Source organism: Aeromonas oralensis, from assembly GCF_049665575.1.
Lineage (GTDB): Bacteria > Pseudomonadota > Gammaproteobacteria > Enterobacterales > Aeromonadaceae > Aeromonas > Aeromonas hydrophila.
In genome coordinates, this window is the sequence record NZ_CP187186.1 from 2,688,855 (window position 1) to 2,706,373 (window position 17,519).

Genomic DNA, 17,519 nt, shown 5'->3' on the forward strand with positions numbered 1-17,519 from the left:
TCAGGACTCCTTCTTCTTCTGGCGCAGCAGGGCGTGCAGGCTCTGGGGGGCGGGTTTGGGGGCCTCGCGGCACTGGGTCCAGGGGCCCAGATGTTTAGGCATCAGCCCCCGCAGGCGACCGGCCACCCCGGTCGCGGCGTGATAGAGGCGCGGGTGGGTGGCGGCAAAGGCAAAGCCCTGCATGGCAAGCGTCTCGAGCCGGCTCCTGGCCACCCCCTGCCCCGCCAGCGGTTCGTGGCCGGGCTGTGCGTCGTGCTTGGCCTCCCGGCGCAGGCGCTGCAACATGTCGGGAATGGGGATGCGCACCGGGCACACCTCGCCGCAGGCACCGCACAGGCTGGAGGCCGTCACCAGATCGCTGGTGCTTTCCAGCCCCAGCAGGTGGGGGGAGATGATTTTGCCGATGGGACCCGGGTAGATGGTGCCGTAGGCGTGGCCTCCGATGCGGGTGTAGACCGGGCAGTGGTTCATGCAGGCGCCGCAGCGGATGCACTGCAAGGTCTTGCGCAGCTCTTCGTCCCGGTAAGCCTGGCTGCGGCCGTTGTCGAGCAGCACCAGGTGCACCTCGTCCGGGCCGTCCAGCTCCCCTGCCCGGCGCGGGCCGCTGATGACGTTGAAGTAAGTCGTGATGGCCTGTCCGGTAGCCGAGCGGGTCAGGGCGCTGTAGAGGGGCGGCACGTCGGATAGGCACTCCACCACCTTCTCGATGCCGGTGATGGCCACATGGACTTTCGGCACAGTCGTGCACATGCGCCCGTTGCCCTCGTTCTCGACGAGACACAGGCTGCCGGTTTCGGCTACCGCGAAATTCACCCCCGAGAGCCCCATGCCGGCGCGGCGAAACTCTTCACGCAGGGCCCGCCGTCCGGTCTGGATCAGGGCGTCCACGTCCGTGGTGGGGGTGAAGCCTTCCAGGTTGCTTGCGAAGGTGTCGCTCACCTCCTGCTTGTTCTTGTGGATGGCGGGCATGATGATGTGGGACGGGGTGTCGCCGTCGAGCTGGACGATAAACTCCCCCATGTCGCTCTCAAGGCAATGGATGCCGTGGCGCGCCATCTCGTGGTTGAAGCCTACCTCCTCGCTCACCATGGACTTGCCTTTGACGATGCTGCTCACCCCGTGTTGCTGGGCGATGCCAAGGATGATGGCGTTGGCCTCAGCCGGCGTCTGGGCCCAGTGTACCCGGATGCCGTTGCGCTCGCAGTTGGCTTCGAGCTGCTCCAGCAGTTCCGGCAGACGTGAGAGACAGCGCTGGCGAATTTGCTCCGCCGCATCGCGCACCGCCGCTTCTTCCTGCGGGTCGGCGAAGGCATCCCGGCGCTTGGCGCGCAGGTAATCCATGGCGCCGCGAAAATTCTGGCGCAGCACGGGGTCGGCCAGGGCCGCCTCGGCCTGGGGATGGAAGCGGCGCGGCGAATACTTGGCGTGATCAGACATGGGGCTGGGCCTCTTTGGTATGAGCCAAATCGCTAACAGCGGCGCCGTTATGAGCTATTTCGTCACTGTCGGGGCGGCTGTGGGCGAGCAGGAAGCTCGCCAGGTGGGTGGCAGGCAAGATCCTGCCCTGATAGGCCAGGGATCCCTTGATGTTCAAGAGGCACCCCCAGTCGGCGCTCACCAGGGTGTCGGCGCCGGTGGCCAGCAGGTGGCGGGTCTTGTCCTCCACCATGGCCTGGCTGATGTGGGGGTGGCGCACCGAGAAGGTGCCGCCAAAGCCGCAGCACTCGCTCTCGTAGGCCTGTTCATGCAAGGTGACGCCATCGAGCTGCCCCAGCAGGCTGCGGGCCGTGGTGTGTACCTGCATCTCGCGCCGGGCCGAGCAGGAGGTGTGCATGACGATGCTCGCCTCCCCCACCCCGTACCAGCGCACCCGGCAGACCCGGGCCAGAAACTCGGTGAGCTCGAACACCCGATCGCAAAAATCGGCCACCTCGGGGCTCTCGGGGAAGAGGCGGCGGTAGTGGTGGTGCATCATGCCGCCGCAGGAGCCCGACAGCACCACCACCGGCCAGGGCTCGGGGAAGAGCGCCATCTGGCTTTGCGCCACCTTGCGCGCCTCCTCCTCGTGACCCGAGGTGTAGGCCGGCTGCCCGCAGCAGGTCTGTTTCTCGACAAAGTGCACCCTTATCCCTTCCCGCTCGATCAGGGCGATGGCATCGAGCCCCGCCACCGGGTCGAACAGGTCCACCAGACAGGTGGCGTAGAGATAGACATCGGCCGGCTTGGCCGGGTAGACCCGCATTACCTTCATCACTTGCTCTCCTTACTTGAGCTGCAGCAGTGCGTCCGAGATGTGGAAGCTGTACATGAGCGCCAGCCCGATAAGGCCGGTGGCCAGCAGGTAGTAGAGGGTCGGCAGCGCCGTCTTGCGCAGCGTCGCCCCCTCACGACCGAGCAGCCCCACGGTGGCCGAGGCCGCCACCACGTTGTGAATGGCGATCATGTTGCCCGCGGCGGCACCGACTGCCTGCAGGGCCAGCATGGCGGCGGTGGAAACCCCCAGGGTCTGGGCCACCTCGAACTGGAACTGGCTGAACATCATGTTCGATACCGTGTTGGAGCCGGCGATAAAGGCCCCCAGCGCACCGATGGTGGCGCTGAGCGCCGGGAAGAACTCCCCCACCAGCCCGGCGGCAAAATTCGCGGTGGTCACCGGCATGCTGGCAAGATCCGCCCCGTTGACGCCGGAGTTGATGAAGATGCGCACCATGGGCACGGTGAAAATCAGCACGAAGCCGGCGCCGATCAGGGTGCGGCTGGACTCCCCCAATGCCCGCCCGAAGGGGGCGAGGGAGCGCGATTGCAGCCAGGTGGCGAGCAGGGCGCAAAGCACCAGCAGGCCCCCCGGCAGGTAGAGCGGCTCAATGGAGGCGCTGACCCCCTTCTCCCCCAAAAGGTCCGTGAAGGCGAGGCTCACCGACAGGAGGCTGGCCTTGAATGCCGGGCTCACCCGGCTCGCCACCAGCAGGAGCGCCAGCGCCACATAGGGGAGCCAGGCCAGCATGAGCGACATGGGGCGACCGGCGGCCTCTTTGAGATCGAGCTTCAAGGAGCCCAGCCACTCGGCGGGCCACTCGTTCTCGGGGGCGAAATCCCAGGAGTTCTTGGGCACCAGAAAACCGGCTCGCGCCGCCGTCACCACCAGGGCCAGCCCCACCAGGCCGCCGATGAGGGACGGGAACTCGGGGCCGAGCAGCATGCCGGTGAGGGCATAGGGGACGGTGAAGGCGAGCCCGGCGAAAATCGCGAAGGGCAGGATGGCGAGCCCTTCGGTCCAGCTGCGGTTGCGGCCGAAGAAGCGGGTCAGCATCATCACCATCAGTACCGGCATCAGGGTGCCGACGGTGGCGTGAATGAGGGCCACGTTGGTGGTCACCTGTTGCAGGTAGATGTCCCAGCTGCTGCCACCGGCGCTCAGGGTGTTGCCGATGGCCTGGTTATCCAGCCCCTTGTTGATCCCCACCAGGATGGGGGTGCCCACCGCACCGAACGACACAGGTGTGGACTGGATCATCATGCCGAGCAGCACGGCGGCGAGCGCCGGAAAGCCGATGGCCACCAGCAGGGGTGCCGCGATGGCGGCCGGGGTGCCAAAACCGGAGGCCCCTTCGATAAAGGCGCCGAAGCACCAGGCGATGATGATGGCCTGGATGCGCCTGTCCGGCGAGATGTTGGTAAAACCGCCGCGAATGGCGCTGATGGCACCGGTGTGTTTGAGGGTGTTGAGCATCAGGATGGCGCCGAACACGATCCAGAGCACGGTCACCGTGATCACCAGCCCCTGCAGGGTGGAGGCGAAGACCCGGGTCGGGCTCATCTGCCAGCCCCACAGGGCAATGAACACGGTCAACAAAAAGGCGACGGGCATGGCGCGCTTGGCGGGCCAGTTGAGGCCGACCAGCAGCACGGCGGCCACCAGGATCGGCGAGAAGGCCACCAGGGCCAGCAGGGTGTCTGTCATCATTGCGTCCTTGTCCGAGCGGTGCAGAGGCGCACCTTGTTGTTGTTTTGTTAAGCGGACGTGACCTTACCCTGTTCCTTTTTCGCGATATATGGAAATAATGAACAACATTCGTTCCAAAAGTTGATCAATATGGCCAGTACCGACGACCTCATCCTCTTCGCCCAGGTGGTGGAGGCAGGCTCCTTCAGCAAGGTAGCTGAACAAAATTCCCTGACAAATTCGGTAGTTAGTAAGCGGATCGGGCGCCTGGAGGAAGAGCTCGGGGTGCAGCTGCTCTATCGCACCACCCGCCGGCTCACCCTGAGCGAGGCCGGCAAGGCGCTCTATCAGGGTGCCAAAAATGTGAAGGCCGCCGCACTGGACGCCTTCGACGCGGTGGCGGGTTTTGGTGAAAAAGTGAGCGGCCATGTGCGCATGTCGGTGCCCACCATCTCCGGCGAGCTGCTGTTGGCCGATGCGGTGGCCGATTTTTGCCAGCAACACCCGGGGCTCACGGTGGAGATGTCGCTGGACAACCGCTTCGTCAATCTGGTGGAAGAGGGGTTCGACCTGGTCATTCGCACCGGTTATCTGGATGACTCGAGCCTGATTGCCCGCCACATCCTCGACTCCCAGTGGGTGATCTGCGCCGCCCCCGCCTATGTGCGCCGCTTCGGGGCGCCGCGCGAGCCGTCAGACTTGCTCACCCACAACTGCCTGCGCTACGCCTACCAGAGCACGGGGGCCTCGGAGTGGGCCTTCAAGGGCGAAGAAGGCAACTATCTGCTGTCGGTGTCGGGCAGCTTTTGCACCGACAACGCCGGCGCCCTGCGCAAGGCGGCGCTGGGGGGACGCGGCATCGTCTATGTGCCGCGCTGCCTGGTCTATCACGATCTGATGAATGGCGAGCTGGTGGATCTCTTCCCCGATCAGGTGGGCAAGAAGCTCGGCATCTACGCCGTCTACCCCTTTACCCGCCAGCCGCCGCGCAAGATCCGGCTGCTGATCGAGCACATCCGCCAGCGCTACCTCGACATCGCTCACTACTTCGGCTAGCGGGGATGGCGGTCATCCTAGGCCCAAACGGGGGGCTTTTTGACCCGGACGGCAGAGTTGCCTACCATGGCCCTCCCCTTTACCGCTCAGGACCAGCCCATGTGCACCGTCTTCTCCGGCCAGGATCCCACTCACTACGCCTGCACCACCCGCTCGGTGCGGATCTGCGGCCACAGCACCAGCATCCGGCTGGAAAACAAGTTCTGGACCATCCTGGAGCAGCTCTGTCAGACCCAGGGGCGCTCCATGGGGCTGTTTCTCTCCGAGCTCTATCAGGAGGCGCTCGGCAACGGCATGGAGATGAGCAACTTTGCCTCCCTGCTGCGCTGCTCCTGCCTGGTCCATCTGGAAACAAGACAGGAGCAGAACGTCGCCGCCTGAGGGGCCTTTTCCTTCCTCATGAAAAAAGGGCCGCAGCACCAGGCTGCGGCCCTTCATATTCACCTCTTCAAGCTCAGGCGAAGCGACCGGCCCGCTCGATGAACTCGATCTGGTAACCATCGGGGTCGGTCAAAAAGAACAGCCGGGCCAGCAGGGTGCCCTCATGGTGCATCGCCTTGACCGGCGCAGGGGCCAGACCCAGGGCCGTCAGGCGCTGATGCGCCGCCTCGATGTCTTCCACCGTCACCGCCAGATGGCCATAGCCGTTGCCATGGCGGTAGGGCTCGGCCTGACCCTGGTTGTGCGTCAATTCGAGTTCGAAACCACTCTGGTCATTGGCGAGGTAGGTAAGGGAAAAACCGTCGAAGGGGAAGTGATCCCGCACCGCCAGCTCGAGGGCCTCGCGGTAGAAACGCACGGATCTATCCAGGTCGCGAACCCGGATCATGCTGTGAACGAGTTTGATCATAGGGACTCCTTGGTGATGGGAGTCACAGGGTAACCAAGGGCTCAGCCGGCCGGGTAGTAGTGGACTAGCACCCGGTGATTGGCGGCCAAAACCTGACATGACCTCGCAGGCTCAAGCCACCAGGGCCGCATCAAATCGGCGGCTGGCGCCAGCTCAGCCGGGCTGGGCGGTGAGAAAGGCCAGCGACTGGCGGTTGAAGTGCTCTGGCCGCTCCACGTTGCAGACGTGGCCGCAGCCGTCGATGATCTCGAGCCGGCTGTAGGGATCGCGCGCCACCTGCTCGCGTACCGGCGCCAGGAACATGTGATCCTCCTCCCCCATCACGTAGAGGGTCGGAATGGGCAGGGCCCGCTCCTTGAAGTAACGCATCAGGGGGTTCACCTCGGTGGCGAGGCGAAACCAGCGCTTGAACTCTTTTTGGCACAATTTGCGCGCCTCGCGCACGAACAGGTTGCGCGACTCCTGATGGTGCTGGCGCGGCATGATGATGAAGGCAAACAGCCGGTAGAGCCACATGTAAGGCAGGATATGCTGGCCGAGGCGGCCGAGCTGCACCAGCACCCGCGAGCGGATGTCGAGCCGCAAAATGGCGCCACCCAGCACCATGCTCTTGACCCGCTCAGGGCAGAGCTCCGCCAGATGGCGAATGAGGATGGTGCCAAGGGAGATGCCAACGAAGTGGGCGCGGCGAATGTTGAGGTGATCGAGCAGTTGCAGGATATCCTCGGTCACCGCCCGAAAGCTGTAGTGGCCCTTGATCACCTGCTGCAGCTTGTGGGACTGACCGTGACCACGCAGGTCCAGCAACAGCACGTTGAAGTGTTCGCGATAGGCGCGCAGCTGCTTGAACCAGATGGAGGAGCTGCCGCCCGCCCCGTGCACGAATACTACCCAATCCCGCTCGGGACCCAGCTCGAAGGTCTTGTGATACAGCATCTTGCGACTCCCTCATCGACGGCATTGGGGTATAGTAGGCGCGCATCTTAGCAGATTTTTTCACCCGACTAATACGTTTGCACCGCAAGCGGCCAGGAGCATGACCATGGAGTTGACCCGTTTGAGATCCTTTCTGCTGACCCTGCCGGGCGCTCAGGAGGATACCCCCTTCGGCCCAGAGATCCTGGTCTATCGCATCGCCGGCAAGATGTTTGCCCTGCTGGACTGGCAGGCCGAGCCGCTGCGGCTGAACCTCAAGTGCGAACCCGAGCTGGCCCTGCTGCTGCGCGAACTCCACCCCGAGGTCAAACCGGGCTGGCACATGAACAAGCAGCACTGGAACACGGTCACCTTCAGCAACGGCCTGGCCGACGATCTCTGGCAGGGCTGGGTGCATCACTCCTACGAGCGGGTGGTGGCCGGTCTGCCCAAGGCCAAGCGCCCGCAGGCACCGCAGCGATGAGCCCCGCCATGGCAGCAGAGCCCAGGCTCGTCCAGCTGAACGAGCAACACATCCCCGCCCTTTGCGCCCTGTTCGAGCAGTCGGTGCGAAGGATTGGCCCCCAGCACTACAGCCCGGAACAGGTGGAGCAGTGGGCCCTCGGCGCCCATCATCCCGGCTTTGCCGGCCAGCTGCGCGAGCACCACGGCTGGGTGCTGGAGCAAGGCGGCGAGCCACTCGGTTTCGTCACCCTGAGCCAGGATGGCCACCTCAGCCTGCTCTATGTGAGCGCCGATCACCCGCGCCGGGGCTATGGCGGCCTGCTGCTGGCTGCGGCCCTCGCCGAGGCAAAACGGCTCGGACTCACACAGCTGACAACGGAAGCCAGCGTCTTCAGCTATGGGCTATTTTTACGGTATGGCTTTGAGCTGACCGGATTGGAGAGCGTGGAGCGCGGCGGGGTCAGTTTTATCCGTTATCGCCTGCACTGCCGCTTGCCAAGCTAGGTCCAGCCACTAAAATACGCACAGTTTTTTCGTATTGTTGAGGATTGAGGCCGCCATGGTTGTAGAAAGCGAAGGCTATATCGCCCTGATTGAGTATCTGGTGGAGAGTCTGGGACTGTTTGAAACCCAGCAACAGAGCAGTGGTGAACAGACCATCGAAGATCTGGTGAGCGGCCGGGTGGCCAGCAACCTGATGGCCATCTGCGAGCAGAACCCGCAGCTCGATCCCAAATTGCGCTTCGTGATCATGCAGGAAGCCGATGCGGTGGTGGCCGATCTGGAAGAGGTGCTCTCCGCCGTCTGGCTGCGCGCCCCGACCCCGGAGCAGAAAGCCTTCCTCGAAGAGTTCATCGATCTTATCAAGAACCTGTTTGACGGCGCCATCAGCTGATCACAATGGCGAACGCCAAGTTCGCCACACCCTCGCAAATTTTCCGCACCGCAAACATGAAAAGGGCCGCCTTCAACGGGCAGCCCTGCTTGCTATCATTTCAACTCATCAAGCTTTTCAATGACTTTTATGAATTTTCGAGGCAAGAAATGTGTCTGGTCTTAGCCGCCATCCATGGTGGCTACTAGGTTAGGCAAAGCGGGTTCAATTTAGTTCCCACCCATGACACATTTTTTTATGATTTTTTCATTCTCCTGACAACGCCCGATAAAAAGGCCGCAAACGCGGCCTTTTTCTTTTTCACCATCAATGACAAGCAACAGATACTCGTCATCTTCACCTAGCGGTTGAGGCTCGGTGGCAGGCAGACGCCGATGCCACCCAGGCCGCAATATCCGTCCGGATTCTTCTCCAGATATTGCTGATGGTAATCCTCGGCGTAATAGAAGGGCGCCAGCGGCAGAATGCGGGTGGTGATGGTGCGCCCGTCACCGCTCGCCGTCATCGCCTGCTGGTAGGCGGCCAGACTCTGCTGGGCAATCGCCTCCTGGGTGTCGTCCCCGAAGAAGATGACGGAGCGGTACTGGGTGCCGATGTCACCGCCCTGGCGCATGCCCTGGGCCGGATCGTGCTGCTCCCAGAACAGCTTGAGCAGGTCACCGTAACTGATCACCTTGGGATCAAACACCACCTGCACCGTCTCGGCATGGCCGGTCAATCCGCTGCACACCTCCTTGTAGGTGGGATTCTGGGTCACCCCGCCCTGATAGCCGGCGGCGGTGGAGTAGACCCCAGGCTGCTGCCAGAACAGGCGTTCCACCCCCCAGAAGCAGCCCATGCCGAACCAGGCCACCGCCATCCCTTCAGGCCAGGGTCCCTGAGTCGGGTGACCATTGACCGCATGCTGCTGGCCAATCACCATCGCCTCGCGGCGTCCCGGCAGCGCGTCTGCCGGCGAAATAATCTGTTCCATGCACCCTGTCCTTGTATAAAAACCTGTGCGATCGCACAGCTGACGAAAAGGAATATCGAAGATAACAGTTTATGGGCCGGGATCAACCTGAGGCGCACCCTCACACCGCTGACGCCCCTGCCCTGCCTGGTGTCACCACTGTTCTGTCCGCCTGGCCGTCCCGGTGACAAAATCACGCCAAATCAATATTTAATCTTGATTTGTGAATTTATTTTCATATATTGAGCCCATTGCTGTTTTTTTATGGAAGAAGCCTCAAGTGCGTGAACGCGAACCCAGCCTGGTCTATGCCTTTCGGCAGTCTACCCCCTACGTCAATGTGCACAGAGGCGCCACCTTCGTGCTGATGATGGGGGGGAAGCCCTCTGCCACCCCAATTTCGCCAACATCGTCAGCGATATCGCCTTGTTGCAGACCTTAGGGATACGCCTGGTGCTGGTATTCGGCTCCCGTCCGCAGAACGACGAGGCGCTGGCTCGTGCCGGCATCGAGGCCCAGTACCACAAGCGCATCCGGGTCACCGATGACGAGAGCTTCGCCATCATCAAGCAGGTGTGCGGCGGGTTGCAGTATGACATCACCGCCCAGCTCTCCATGGGGCTCGCCAACACCCCCATGCAGGGTGCCCGCATCAGCGTGGTGAGCGGCAACTTCGTCACCGCCCAGCCGCTCGGAGTGGATGATGGCATCGATTTTTGCCACAGCGGCCGGGTACGCCGCATCGACGTGGAGGGGATCACCCGCCAGCTCGATCAGAAGAGCCTGGTGCTCATCTCCCCCATCGGCTGCTCGGTCACCGGCGAGAGCTTCAACCTGAGCTCGGAAGAGGTGGCCCGCCGGGTGGCGGTCGACCTCAAGGCAGACAAACTCATTTGCTTCAGCAGCACCCAGGGGGTGATGGACCGCCACGGCGAGGCCATCTCCGAGCTCTTCCCCGAGCAGGCCGAAGAGCTGCTGGTGGAGCTGGAGCAGGCGGGAGAAGAGATGTCCGGCACCGCCCGCTACCTGCGCGCGGCCATTGCCTCCTGCCGCGGCGGCGTGCCCCGCTCCCACCTGGTGAGTTATCAGGATGACGGTGCCATGCTGCAGGAGCTGTTCAGCCGCGACGGTCTCGGCACCCAGATAGTGCGGGAAAGCGCCGAGCAGGCGCGCGCCGCCACCATCGAGGACATCGGTGGCATCCTGGATCTCATCCGCCCGCTGGAGGAGGAAGGGATCCTGGTGCGCCGCTCCCGCGAGCAGCTGGAGATGGAGATCGACAAATTCACCATCATCGAGCGCGACGGCCTCATCATCGGCTGCGCGGCGCTCTACTGCTTCATGGAAGAGGCGATGGCGGAGATGGCCTGCGTCGCCATCCACCCCGACTACCGCAACTCCAACCGGGGGGATCAGCTGGTGGCCAAGGTGGCCGAGCGGGCGAAACGGCTCGGCATCCGCCGCCTGTTCGTGCTCACCACCCGCTCCATCCACTGGTTCCGGGAACGGGGCTTCGATCCGCTGGAGGTGGAAGATCTGCCGGTGGCGCGCCAACGCCTCTACAACTGGCAGCGTCGCTCCAAGGTTTTGTCAAAGACAATCGTATAAGCCATTGATTTTGCGTTGACTTGGCTGACTTTTTGAACTTTTTCACAAACTCGATTGACAGTGCAATCCAACGCAAGGTATTTCTAAATGCACTCCACCGCCCTGGTGGAGCCAGAAGAGGAGCGCTGCCCAGGCAGCCCGAGGGAGGACACCAGTGTCCGGTGAACTTGGGTCAGGGGGAGCAGCGCCGAGACATCTGAGGCAACTGGATACCTCAGTGTCGGCTGCGGGGGCTGAATCCCCCGGGTTGTCATCGGTAGTGGTCATCCCCCACCGCGCCCCGTCAGGGGCGGGTACGGGATGGGCTCTGCGGGTGGAGTGCTTCTGGCCGGGATAGCTTCGATCATTCCTGCCATTTTCAGCCTCCTCCTCTCTTTTTGCCCGATGGATCCGGATTTTCATATTAAGACAGGAGTAAGCAATGAGCCCGATCAATGTCGCCAAGTTTGGCGGAACCAGCGTCGCCAACGCGGCAACCATGAACAACTGCGCCGATGTGGTGCTGGCCAACCCGGCCACCCGGGTGGTGGTGCTGAGCGCCAGCGCCGGCGTCACCAATCTGCTGGTGGCACTGGCTCAGGGCGATCTGGACGAGGCGGGCCAGGAGGCGCAACTGGCCAGGCTCACCGAGATCCAGCAGGCGATTCTGACCGAGCTGGGCGACCCAGGAGACCTGAGTGACCTCATCCACGGCCAGCTCGGCGAAATCCGCACCATGGCGCGCCAGGCCCATCTGCACACCGATGCCGAGCTGGCCGACAGGATCATCGCCTGCGGCGAGCTGATGTCCACCCGCCTCTTTACCGAACTGCTGCGTCAGCGTGGCGTGAGAGCCTGCTGGCAGGATGCGCGCCAGCTGCTGCGCACCGACAGCCGCTTTGGCAAGGCCAGCGTGGATCTGGCCGCTACCCGATCCCTCTGCCAGGCCACGCTGGGCCCCCTGCTTGGCGACAGCCTCATCATCACTCAGGGCTTTATCGGTGCCGACGGCGATGGGCGCACCACCACCCTGGGCCGGGGTGGCTCCGATTACAGCGCGGCCCTGTTGGCCGAGGCACTCGACGCAGGAACCATCGAGATCTGGACCGACGTGCCCGGCATCTACACCACGGATCCGCGCCTGGTCACCCGGGCCCGTCCCATCCCCGAAATCAGCTTCGTGGAGGCGGCCGAGATGGCCACCTTCGGCGCCAAGGTGCTGCACCCGGCCACCTTGCAGCCGGCGGTGCGCCAGGACATCCCGGTGTTTGTCGGCTCCAGCAAGGATCCGGCTGCCGGCGGCACCTGGATCCGCGCCAGCACTCGCACCAATCCGCTGTTTCGCGCCGTGGCCCTGCGCCGCAACCAGGTACTGGTCACCCTGCACAGCCTCAACATGTTCCACGCCTACGGTTTTCTGGCCAAGGTGTTCGGCATCCTGGCCCGCCACCGCATCTCGGTGGATCTCATCACCACCTCGGAGGTGAGCGTGTCGCTGACCCTGGATCATACCGGCAGCCAGAGCAACGGCGAGCCCATCCTCGGCGACAAGGTGCTGGCGGAGCTTGGCCAGCTGTGCAAGGTGCAGGTGGAAACGGGGCTGGCGCTGGTAGCGCTCATCGGCAACCGGATGAGCGAGGCGGCCGGGGTGGGCAGTCAGGTCTTTGACGCTATTCGCGAGCACAACATCCGCATGATCTGTTACGGCGCCAGCGCCCACAACCTCTGCTTCCTGGTCAAGGAGGACGAGGCGGGCCACATCGTCAACCGCCTCCACCAGGAACTGCTCGACTGATGTACTGACACCGCATGGAAATAAAGAGAGGGGCCGGTTGGCCCCTCTCTTTATATAGGGTGATACGCAAATGAGATCTAAGTGCGGTTCTCCCTAACCCACCAGAGTCGGTACCGGCAGCAGGTTGGCCCGGATCTCCTCGCGCAGCCCTTCCAGCCGGCTCAGCAGCGCCGCCTGACTTAAGCCCGCCTCGTCGGGGCCCAGGTTGTCCACCAGCTCGGCGAAGTGTTCGGTCACCGCCTGCTGCAACCAGTCGAGCCGGCGCAGGGTGAGCGGGCCGCAGCTCTTGCCGCTGAGATCGTCGTCAATGTCGAGCCGGTGGCTGCGATACATGTCGCGCCACCAGTTGGCAGCCAGCGCTTCATCGCTGGCCAGCGCCGAACGCCACTCCCCCAACAGGCCCTGCAAGCGGGCCAGCACGGGTGCGCTCGCCCCCTCCCGGGTCAGATGCTGCAGCTCCCGCTGCGCCCAATTGATGCACAGGCCGCGCCAGTAGCGAAACTGCGGCAGCGGATCCGGCTCGTCGAGCCACAGGCCCGAGAGGGTGCGGGTCTCCAGCCGCTCCGGCACGTGAAATGCGGGATCGGTGAGGCCGTTGGAGTTGAATTCATGGCGGGGGTCAAAGGGCCACATGTAGCCAAAGTCGAACACGCTGATCTGCTGGCCGTCGTCGAGCAGGTTGCCGGGGCTAGGATCCCAGTCGAACCAGCCCCAGTGGGCCAGCTCCGCCTGCACCGCCAGCATCTGCGCCAGGTTGCGCTCGTTCAGTGCATGCACCGGCACGCCCCGCAGCCAGGGGGAGACCAGCACGCCAGCCCGGGCCGAGCCAAAACAGGTACAGACCACATTGGCCAGGATGGTGGGGTGCAACTCCCGCAGGGCCTCTATCTCGCGGCGGCGCTCCAGCTCGGTCAGGAAGGCGGTTCTGCCGTCCACGTTGGCCACCAGGGAGTCGTGCCGGCGCCGCTTCAGGCACCAGTGATGTCCCTCCACCTTGAGGTGGAACACCTCGGCGGTGAGGCCGTGACGATAGACCTTAAGCACCGCCGGATGATCCTCCTTGAGTCGCACCAGCTTGGCCACGGGCAAGGGGCAGTCCTGCTCGCGCCCGATCCGGATCTCCTGTTTGCTCTCCAGCATGCGGAGCAATCTTGCCTGACGTGCCGCTACTTTGGGATTCATACATGTACCTCCATCCATATTGAGAGACTAAGCAGCAAGGCAGAGGCAGGCCAGCGGCAAATCGCCATGATGACGCTTTCATCACAGAATGAGTGCGGCCCCCGGATCGGGATCACAGTTTGCATGGTTTCACGGTCACGCAATGTTCATTGTCCGGTCATTAAATTGACAACAAGGAACAAGCCCATCACCATCGGGTCAAATTAAATGCAGCAGCCATGTTTCATCGTCACTCGCTCAAAGGATGAGCCCATATGAAAGCCCTCACTTCAGCGCGCTTGTCAGCCAGGGTGCCCGCACTGCCCGCCGTGCTGCTCGCCATGCTGACCGCGCTGCTGCTGCTGACCCTGTTGCTACCGCAGATCAACCCCGCCAGCTGGCTCGGCCGGGCCCAGCCGCTGGTACTGGGGCCGGCGGACAACCCCATCGCCACCCTCACCCGTCACGCCCTGCTCTACAAGAGCGACAGCCGCGGCCTCTATCTGGTGGTGCGCAGCCAGTGGCAGTTGCGCGGGCCGCTGCAGGAGGGTGACAAGGTCAGGGTGGAGCTGCTCAATGAGAGGGGCGAGCGCATTGATCAGCTGAGCCAGCCGGTGGACAAGCGCCAGCTGTGCCGCAAGGGACGCTGCACCCTGGATCTCAACAGCACCCTGCGGGCCCCCGACGACGCCCTGGCCAGCCGCTATCAGCTGCGGATCGGCCTGCTGCTCAAGGAGAGGCCCGAGAGCGGTGAATTCAGCCAGATCCTGCAGACCCTGCCGGAGCGGGGTTTCAACCTCACCTATCTCTGCACCAGCCTGCTGCTGGTACTGGCCCTGAGCGCCGCCGTGCTGAAGGTGGTGCTGCCCAGCCTCAGGCGCAATCTGCGCTGGCGCATCGCCGGCAGCCTGCTGCTCGGCAACCTCACCTTCGTGCTGCTGCACGGCTTCGTGGTGTTCAAGCTGGGGGAATTTCTGCTCTGGTCAGGCTTTCGCCCCGAGCACTACTACCTCGCCTGGGGCAGCATGGTGCTGGGCTGGAGCCTCTGTGCGCTGGCGGGCTTCAACCTCTATATGGGGCTGGTGTTCACGGCGCTGTCCGGCATCGGGCTGCTGGCGAATTTCATGAAGATCGCCATCTACGGGGTACCGCTCGGGGGGGACGATCTCGGCAACCTGGTGGCGCTGCTGCGCATCCTGCTGGAGCAGCACCCGGTGCTGCCGCTGCTGGGCGGCGCACTCGCCCTCTTCTTGTGCTGGCGCTTCGCCCTGTCGCGCTGGATCCTGCGCACCCTGGCCGCCACCGCCGCCTTCTTTGCGCTGTGCGTGTTCGCCACCCAGACCGGCAACAAGCTGCTGGGGCCCAACATTCGCTACGTGGACAGAGCGGTCAACTACCACAGAGACATCATCCGTTCGGGGCCCGGCCTCTATCTGTTCAACCTGGTGGACGAGATGCTGCAAAGCGGCAGCGTGTTTCGCTATCCCTTGCAGATCAACGAGTTCACCCCTCAGCTCAGCCACGTCAGCCTGAGCCAGCCGCCCCGCTTCGATCTGGTGATCGTGCTGCAATATGAATCCCTCTGGCTCGGCTGGCAGGGCAAGATCTGCGCGCCGCCCCCCACCCTGAGCCTGCCGGCCAGCGTGCAGCAGTGGCACAAGACCATCCACTCCCCCACCACCGGCGGCATGACGGTACTGGCGGAGTTCGAGATGAACACCGGTCTGCCGGTGGGGCTGCTCAAACAGGGGGTGGTGCCCTACTACTACCTCTCGGAGCAGGTGCCGGGCCTGGCGCAAAGTGCGAAGCAAAGTGGCTACCAGACCCTGTTTGCCCACCCCTATGTGGAGAAATTCTGGGGCCGCGCCAAGGCGATCCCGGCCCTTGGCTATGAAGAGCGCTGGTTCGACACCCGCTTCACCACGCTCGAACACAAGGGGCTCTATATCTCTGATGATGCGTTGATCGACCACCTGCTCAAACGCAGCGAGCAGGATGAGCAGCCGCTGTTTGCCTACGCGGTCACCATGCAGGGGCACGGCCCCTTCGACGGGGATCGCTACCAGGCCCAGCAGCTCGACAAGGCCTGCCCGGACCAGAGCGACGCCGATCGCCAACTGCTCAACACCTACTACACCGGCGTGGTGGATGCCATGGCCTCGCTGGAGCATCTGCTCACCAGCCTGGATCGCTCAGGCAAACGCTACCTGGTGGTGGCGTTTGGCGATCACCAGCCATTCCTGATGTCCGCCGGCAAGGGCATTCACGGCGACAAGCCGCCCCGCGATGCCAGCTACCAGATCCCCATGATGGCCTTTGCCCGCGCCGATGACTCCCTCAATCTGGCGACCCAGTTTGCCCCGGTGCGCCAGCTCTATCAGATGGGTCAGGCCACTCGCCAACTGCTGGCGGGCGACATGACCCCCATCCCGGATCTGGCCCTGCTCCACCCGGTGCTGGGAGAAGAGAAGGGATTTGATGTCGCGCCCCTGGTGCCGCAGATCCGCGCCAGCTTCCGGCCCGACGCCCTGCCCTGAGCCCCGCTACCGCGGGACAGATGACAAAGAGGTCGCCCGGGCGACCTCTTTGTCTATTTGCCGATGCGGCGATGGCAGCCGGAGCAGGCTCACTCGCCAAGCCAGGACTCGCACAGGGTGAGACGCTGGGCATCGAGATCCAGCATCGCCTCGATGCCAAGGGGCAGGGTCAGCATGGGGTGGGTGTGGGCGCAGTCATACTCCGCCAGAATGGGGAAGGTCGGCTCCCCTACTACCTCCAGCAGGATATCGAGCGGCCGCCGGCCGCTGCCCTGACTGTCGAACAACTCATGTTTGCCGAGCACCAGGGCACCGATGCGATCAAACACCCCGCACAGCTTGAGGTGGGCAAACGAGCGCTCCACCGTCGCTGCCAAATGGAGGCTGTCCTCCAGCAGCAGAATATCCCCTTGCTCGATGGCCGGCATATAGGGGGAGCCCCAGATCCCCGCCATCGTATTGAGGTTGCCGCCGATAAGCCGGCCCCGCACCCGACCGGTACCCACCGAGATCAGTCGGTTGGGTTGGCACTGCTTGGCCCTGGTCTGGTTTTCCCAATCCAGTCGTTCATCAGTCCACTGCGCCGGGGTCGGCACTGTGTGGGGCACGCTGGCGCCCCCGGCCTGGCAGATCTGGCGAAAGCCCGCCAGCGTTTCGTCCACCAGCGGCGAGAGCTCGCCGAAAGAGGCCACCAGCGCCGGGCCGTAGAAGGTGACCAGGCCAGTGCGGGCATGAATGCCGAGCAGCAGGGCCGTCACGTCGGAGTAGCCGATGACTATCTTGGGATCGCGCTTGAGTGCATCGAAATCGAGGTAAGGGAGCAGGGAATTGGAGTTGTTGCCGCCAATCACCGACATGATGCAGCGCACCGCTGGATCGCGAATGAGGGCATTGAGCTCCTCGGCCCGGGCGGCGATGGAGCCGGATCGCCAGTGATCCTGCTGGCCGGTGAGACTGCCCGCCTTGAGTCTGAAGCCCTGCCCCTCCAGAAACGCCCCGGCACGGGCAAAGCGGTTTGGCGCCCAGGCGGTGGCCGCACTGGAGGGCGAAAAAAAGCCGATGGTATCGCCGGGCTTTAGCCCCGGCGGTTTGAGCAGAGTCATGAATTGCGTACTCCCTGACAGAGATGATGGGGCCCCTCCTTCCCGGGGCTGAGGATAAAAACGTCCCCATACTAGTCCCTTCCTGGTCTGCTTCACAAGCAGTCAAGCAACCCCTTTTGTTTATAAAAACAAAACGACTAATTCAAAATTTACAGATATACCGAACAATATCCCCTGCCTAGAATGAACCCAATCCGCTCGCCGGCCCACCGCTGGCCTTCCTAATACGGCTCTGTTTGGCCGGATCATCGATAAGGCGT

The 17,519-nt window shown here is 63.4% G+C and carries 15 protein-coding genes, 1 pseudogene and 1 riboswitch; of the genes and pseudogenes, 8 read left to right on the forward strand and 8 right to left on the reverse strand.

All coding sequences use genetic code 11. The features are described 5' to 3' along the window. From ACPDZI_RS12510 to ACPDZI_RS12520, 3 genes are read right to left on the reverse strand one after another with little or no spacing between them, the layout of a single operon-like run. On the reverse strand, positions 1–1,437 hold the full coding sequence (locus ACPDZI_RS12510; RefSeq protein WP_438833231.1) for a LutB/LldF family L-lactate oxidation iron-sulfur protein: 1,437 nt from the start codon (positions 1,435–1,437) through the stop codon (positions 1–3). Further along, positions 1,430–2,251, reverse strand: coding sequence for a (Fe-S)-binding protein (locus tag ACPDZI_RS12515; protein WP_438834575.1), 822 nt, complete (start codon positions 2,249–2,251; stop codon positions 1,430–1,432). The genes ACPDZI_RS12510 and ACPDZI_RS12515 overlap by 8 nt, the downstream gene beginning before the upstream one ends. 12 nt (positions 2,252–2,263) lie before the next feature. Further along, positions 2,264–3,961 (reverse strand): L-lactate permease, encoded by a 1,698-nt coding sequence (locus ACPDZI_RS12520; RefSeq protein WP_438834576.1) that lies wholly within the window; start codon positions 3,959–3,961, stop codon positions 2,264–2,266. Between the two features lie 60 nt (positions 3,962–4,021). Here ACPDZI_RS12520 and ACPDZI_RS12525 point away from each other — a divergent pair, with 60 nt between their 5' ends. Together ACPDZI_RS12525 and ACPDZI_RS12530 are read left to right on the forward strand one after the other, a co-directional pair. Beyond that, positions 4,022–4,999 (forward strand): LysR family transcriptional regulator, encoded by a 978-nt coding sequence (locus ACPDZI_RS12525; RefSeq protein WP_011706382.1) that lies wholly within the window; start codon positions 4,022–4,024, stop codon positions 4,997–4,999. 66 nt (positions 5,000–5,065) lie between these two features. Beyond that, positions 5,066–5,380, forward strand: coding sequence for a ribbon-helix-helix domain-containing protein (locus tag ACPDZI_RS12530; RefSeq protein ID WP_268015174.1), 315 nt, complete (start codon positions 5,066–5,068; stop codon positions 5,378–5,380). Positions 5,381–5,453: 73 nt separating this feature from the next. Here the strand turns inward: ACPDZI_RS12530 and ACPDZI_RS12535 are convergent, their stop codons facing one another. Both ACPDZI_RS12535 and ACPDZI_RS12540 read right to left on the reverse strand, forming a co-directional pair. After that, complete coding sequence (locus ACPDZI_RS12535) at positions 5,454–5,849, reverse strand: VOC family protein (protein ID WP_438833232.1); 396 nt, start codon at positions 5,847–5,849, stop codon at positions 5,454–5,456. Positions 5,850–6,002: 153 nt separating this feature from the next. Further along, positions 6,003–6,785, reverse strand: coding sequence for an alpha/beta fold hydrolase (locus ACPDZI_RS12540; RefSeq protein ID WP_005302068.1), 783 nt, complete (start codon positions 6,783–6,785; stop codon positions 6,003–6,005). A 106-nt stretch (positions 6,786–6,891) separates the two neighbouring features. Between ACPDZI_RS12540 and ACPDZI_RS12545 the strand changes: the two genes are divergently transcribed. Genes ACPDZI_RS12545 through ACPDZI_RS12555 form a run of 3 tightly spaced genes read left to right on the forward strand, consistent with a single transcriptional unit; the run spans position 6,892 to position 8,124 of the window. After that, entirely contained in the window at positions 6,892–7,248 is a 357-nt protein-coding gene (locus ACPDZI_RS12545) for an MmcQ/YjbR family DNA-binding protein (RefSeq protein WP_168967244.1), read from the forward strand. Beyond that, on the forward strand, positions 7,245–7,733 hold the full coding sequence (locus tag ACPDZI_RS12550) for a GNAT family N-acetyltransferase (protein WP_202010495.1): 489 nt from the start codon (positions 7,245–7,247) through the stop codon (positions 7,731–7,733). Before ACPDZI_RS12545 ends, ACPDZI_RS12550 begins: the two co-directional genes overlap by 4 nt. Before the next feature lie 55 nt (positions 7,734–7,788). Continuing rightward, positions 7,789–8,124, forward strand: coding sequence for a DUF3802 family protein (locus tag ACPDZI_RS12555; protein WP_024944925.1), 336 nt, complete (start codon positions 7,789–7,791; stop codon positions 8,122–8,124). Between the two features lie 340 nt (positions 8,125–8,464). Here ACPDZI_RS12555 and msrA read toward each other — a convergent pair whose 3' ends face one another. Next, positions 8,465–9,097: a peptide-methionine (S)-S-oxide reductase MsrA gene (msrA, locus tag ACPDZI_RS12560; RefSeq protein ID WP_024944924.1), complete on the reverse strand. Its 633-nt coding sequence runs from the start codon at positions 9,095–9,097 to the stop codon at positions 8,465–8,467. 259 nt (positions 9,098–9,356) lie between these two features. Between msrA and argA the strand changes: the two are divergent. Further along, positions 9,357–10,684, forward strand: a pseudogene (argA, locus tag ACPDZI_RS12565) (amino-acid N-acetyltransferase). 107 nt (positions 10,685–10,791) lie between these two features. Then, positions 10,792–11,016, forward strand: a riboswitch (Lysine riboswitch). 89 nt (positions 11,017–11,105) lie between these two features. Further along, positions 11,106–12,458, forward strand: a complete 1,353-nt coding sequence (gene lysC / locus ACPDZI_RS12570) for a lysine-sensitive aspartokinase 3 (protein ID WP_438833233.1) — start codon at positions 11,106–11,108, stop codon at positions 12,456–12,458. A gap of 93 nt (positions 12,459–12,551) precedes the next feature. On the opposite strand, the gene ACPDZI_RS12575 is transcribed toward lysC, so the two are convergent. Then, on the reverse strand, positions 12,552–13,640 hold the full coding sequence (locus tag ACPDZI_RS12575) for a hypothetical protein (protein WP_323944229.1): 1,089 nt from the start codon (positions 13,638–13,640) through the stop codon (positions 12,552–12,554). Between the two features lie 254 nt (positions 13,641–13,894). Between ACPDZI_RS12575 and ACPDZI_RS12580 the strand changes: the two genes are divergently transcribed. Continuing rightward, complete coding sequence (locus tag ACPDZI_RS12580; protein WP_146061287.1) at positions 13,895–16,156, forward strand: LTA synthase family protein; 2,262 nt, start codon at positions 13,895–13,897, stop codon at positions 16,154–16,156. A gap of 89 nt (positions 16,157–16,245) precedes the next feature. On the opposite strand, the gene ACPDZI_RS12585 is transcribed toward ACPDZI_RS12580, so the two are convergent. Then, positions 16,246–17,259 (reverse strand): S66 family peptidase, encoded by a 1,014-nt coding sequence (locus ACPDZI_RS12585; RefSeq protein WP_438833234.1) that lies wholly within the window; start codon positions 17,257–17,259, stop codon positions 16,246–16,248. Between the last annotated feature and the right edge of the window lie 260 nt (positions 17,260–17,519).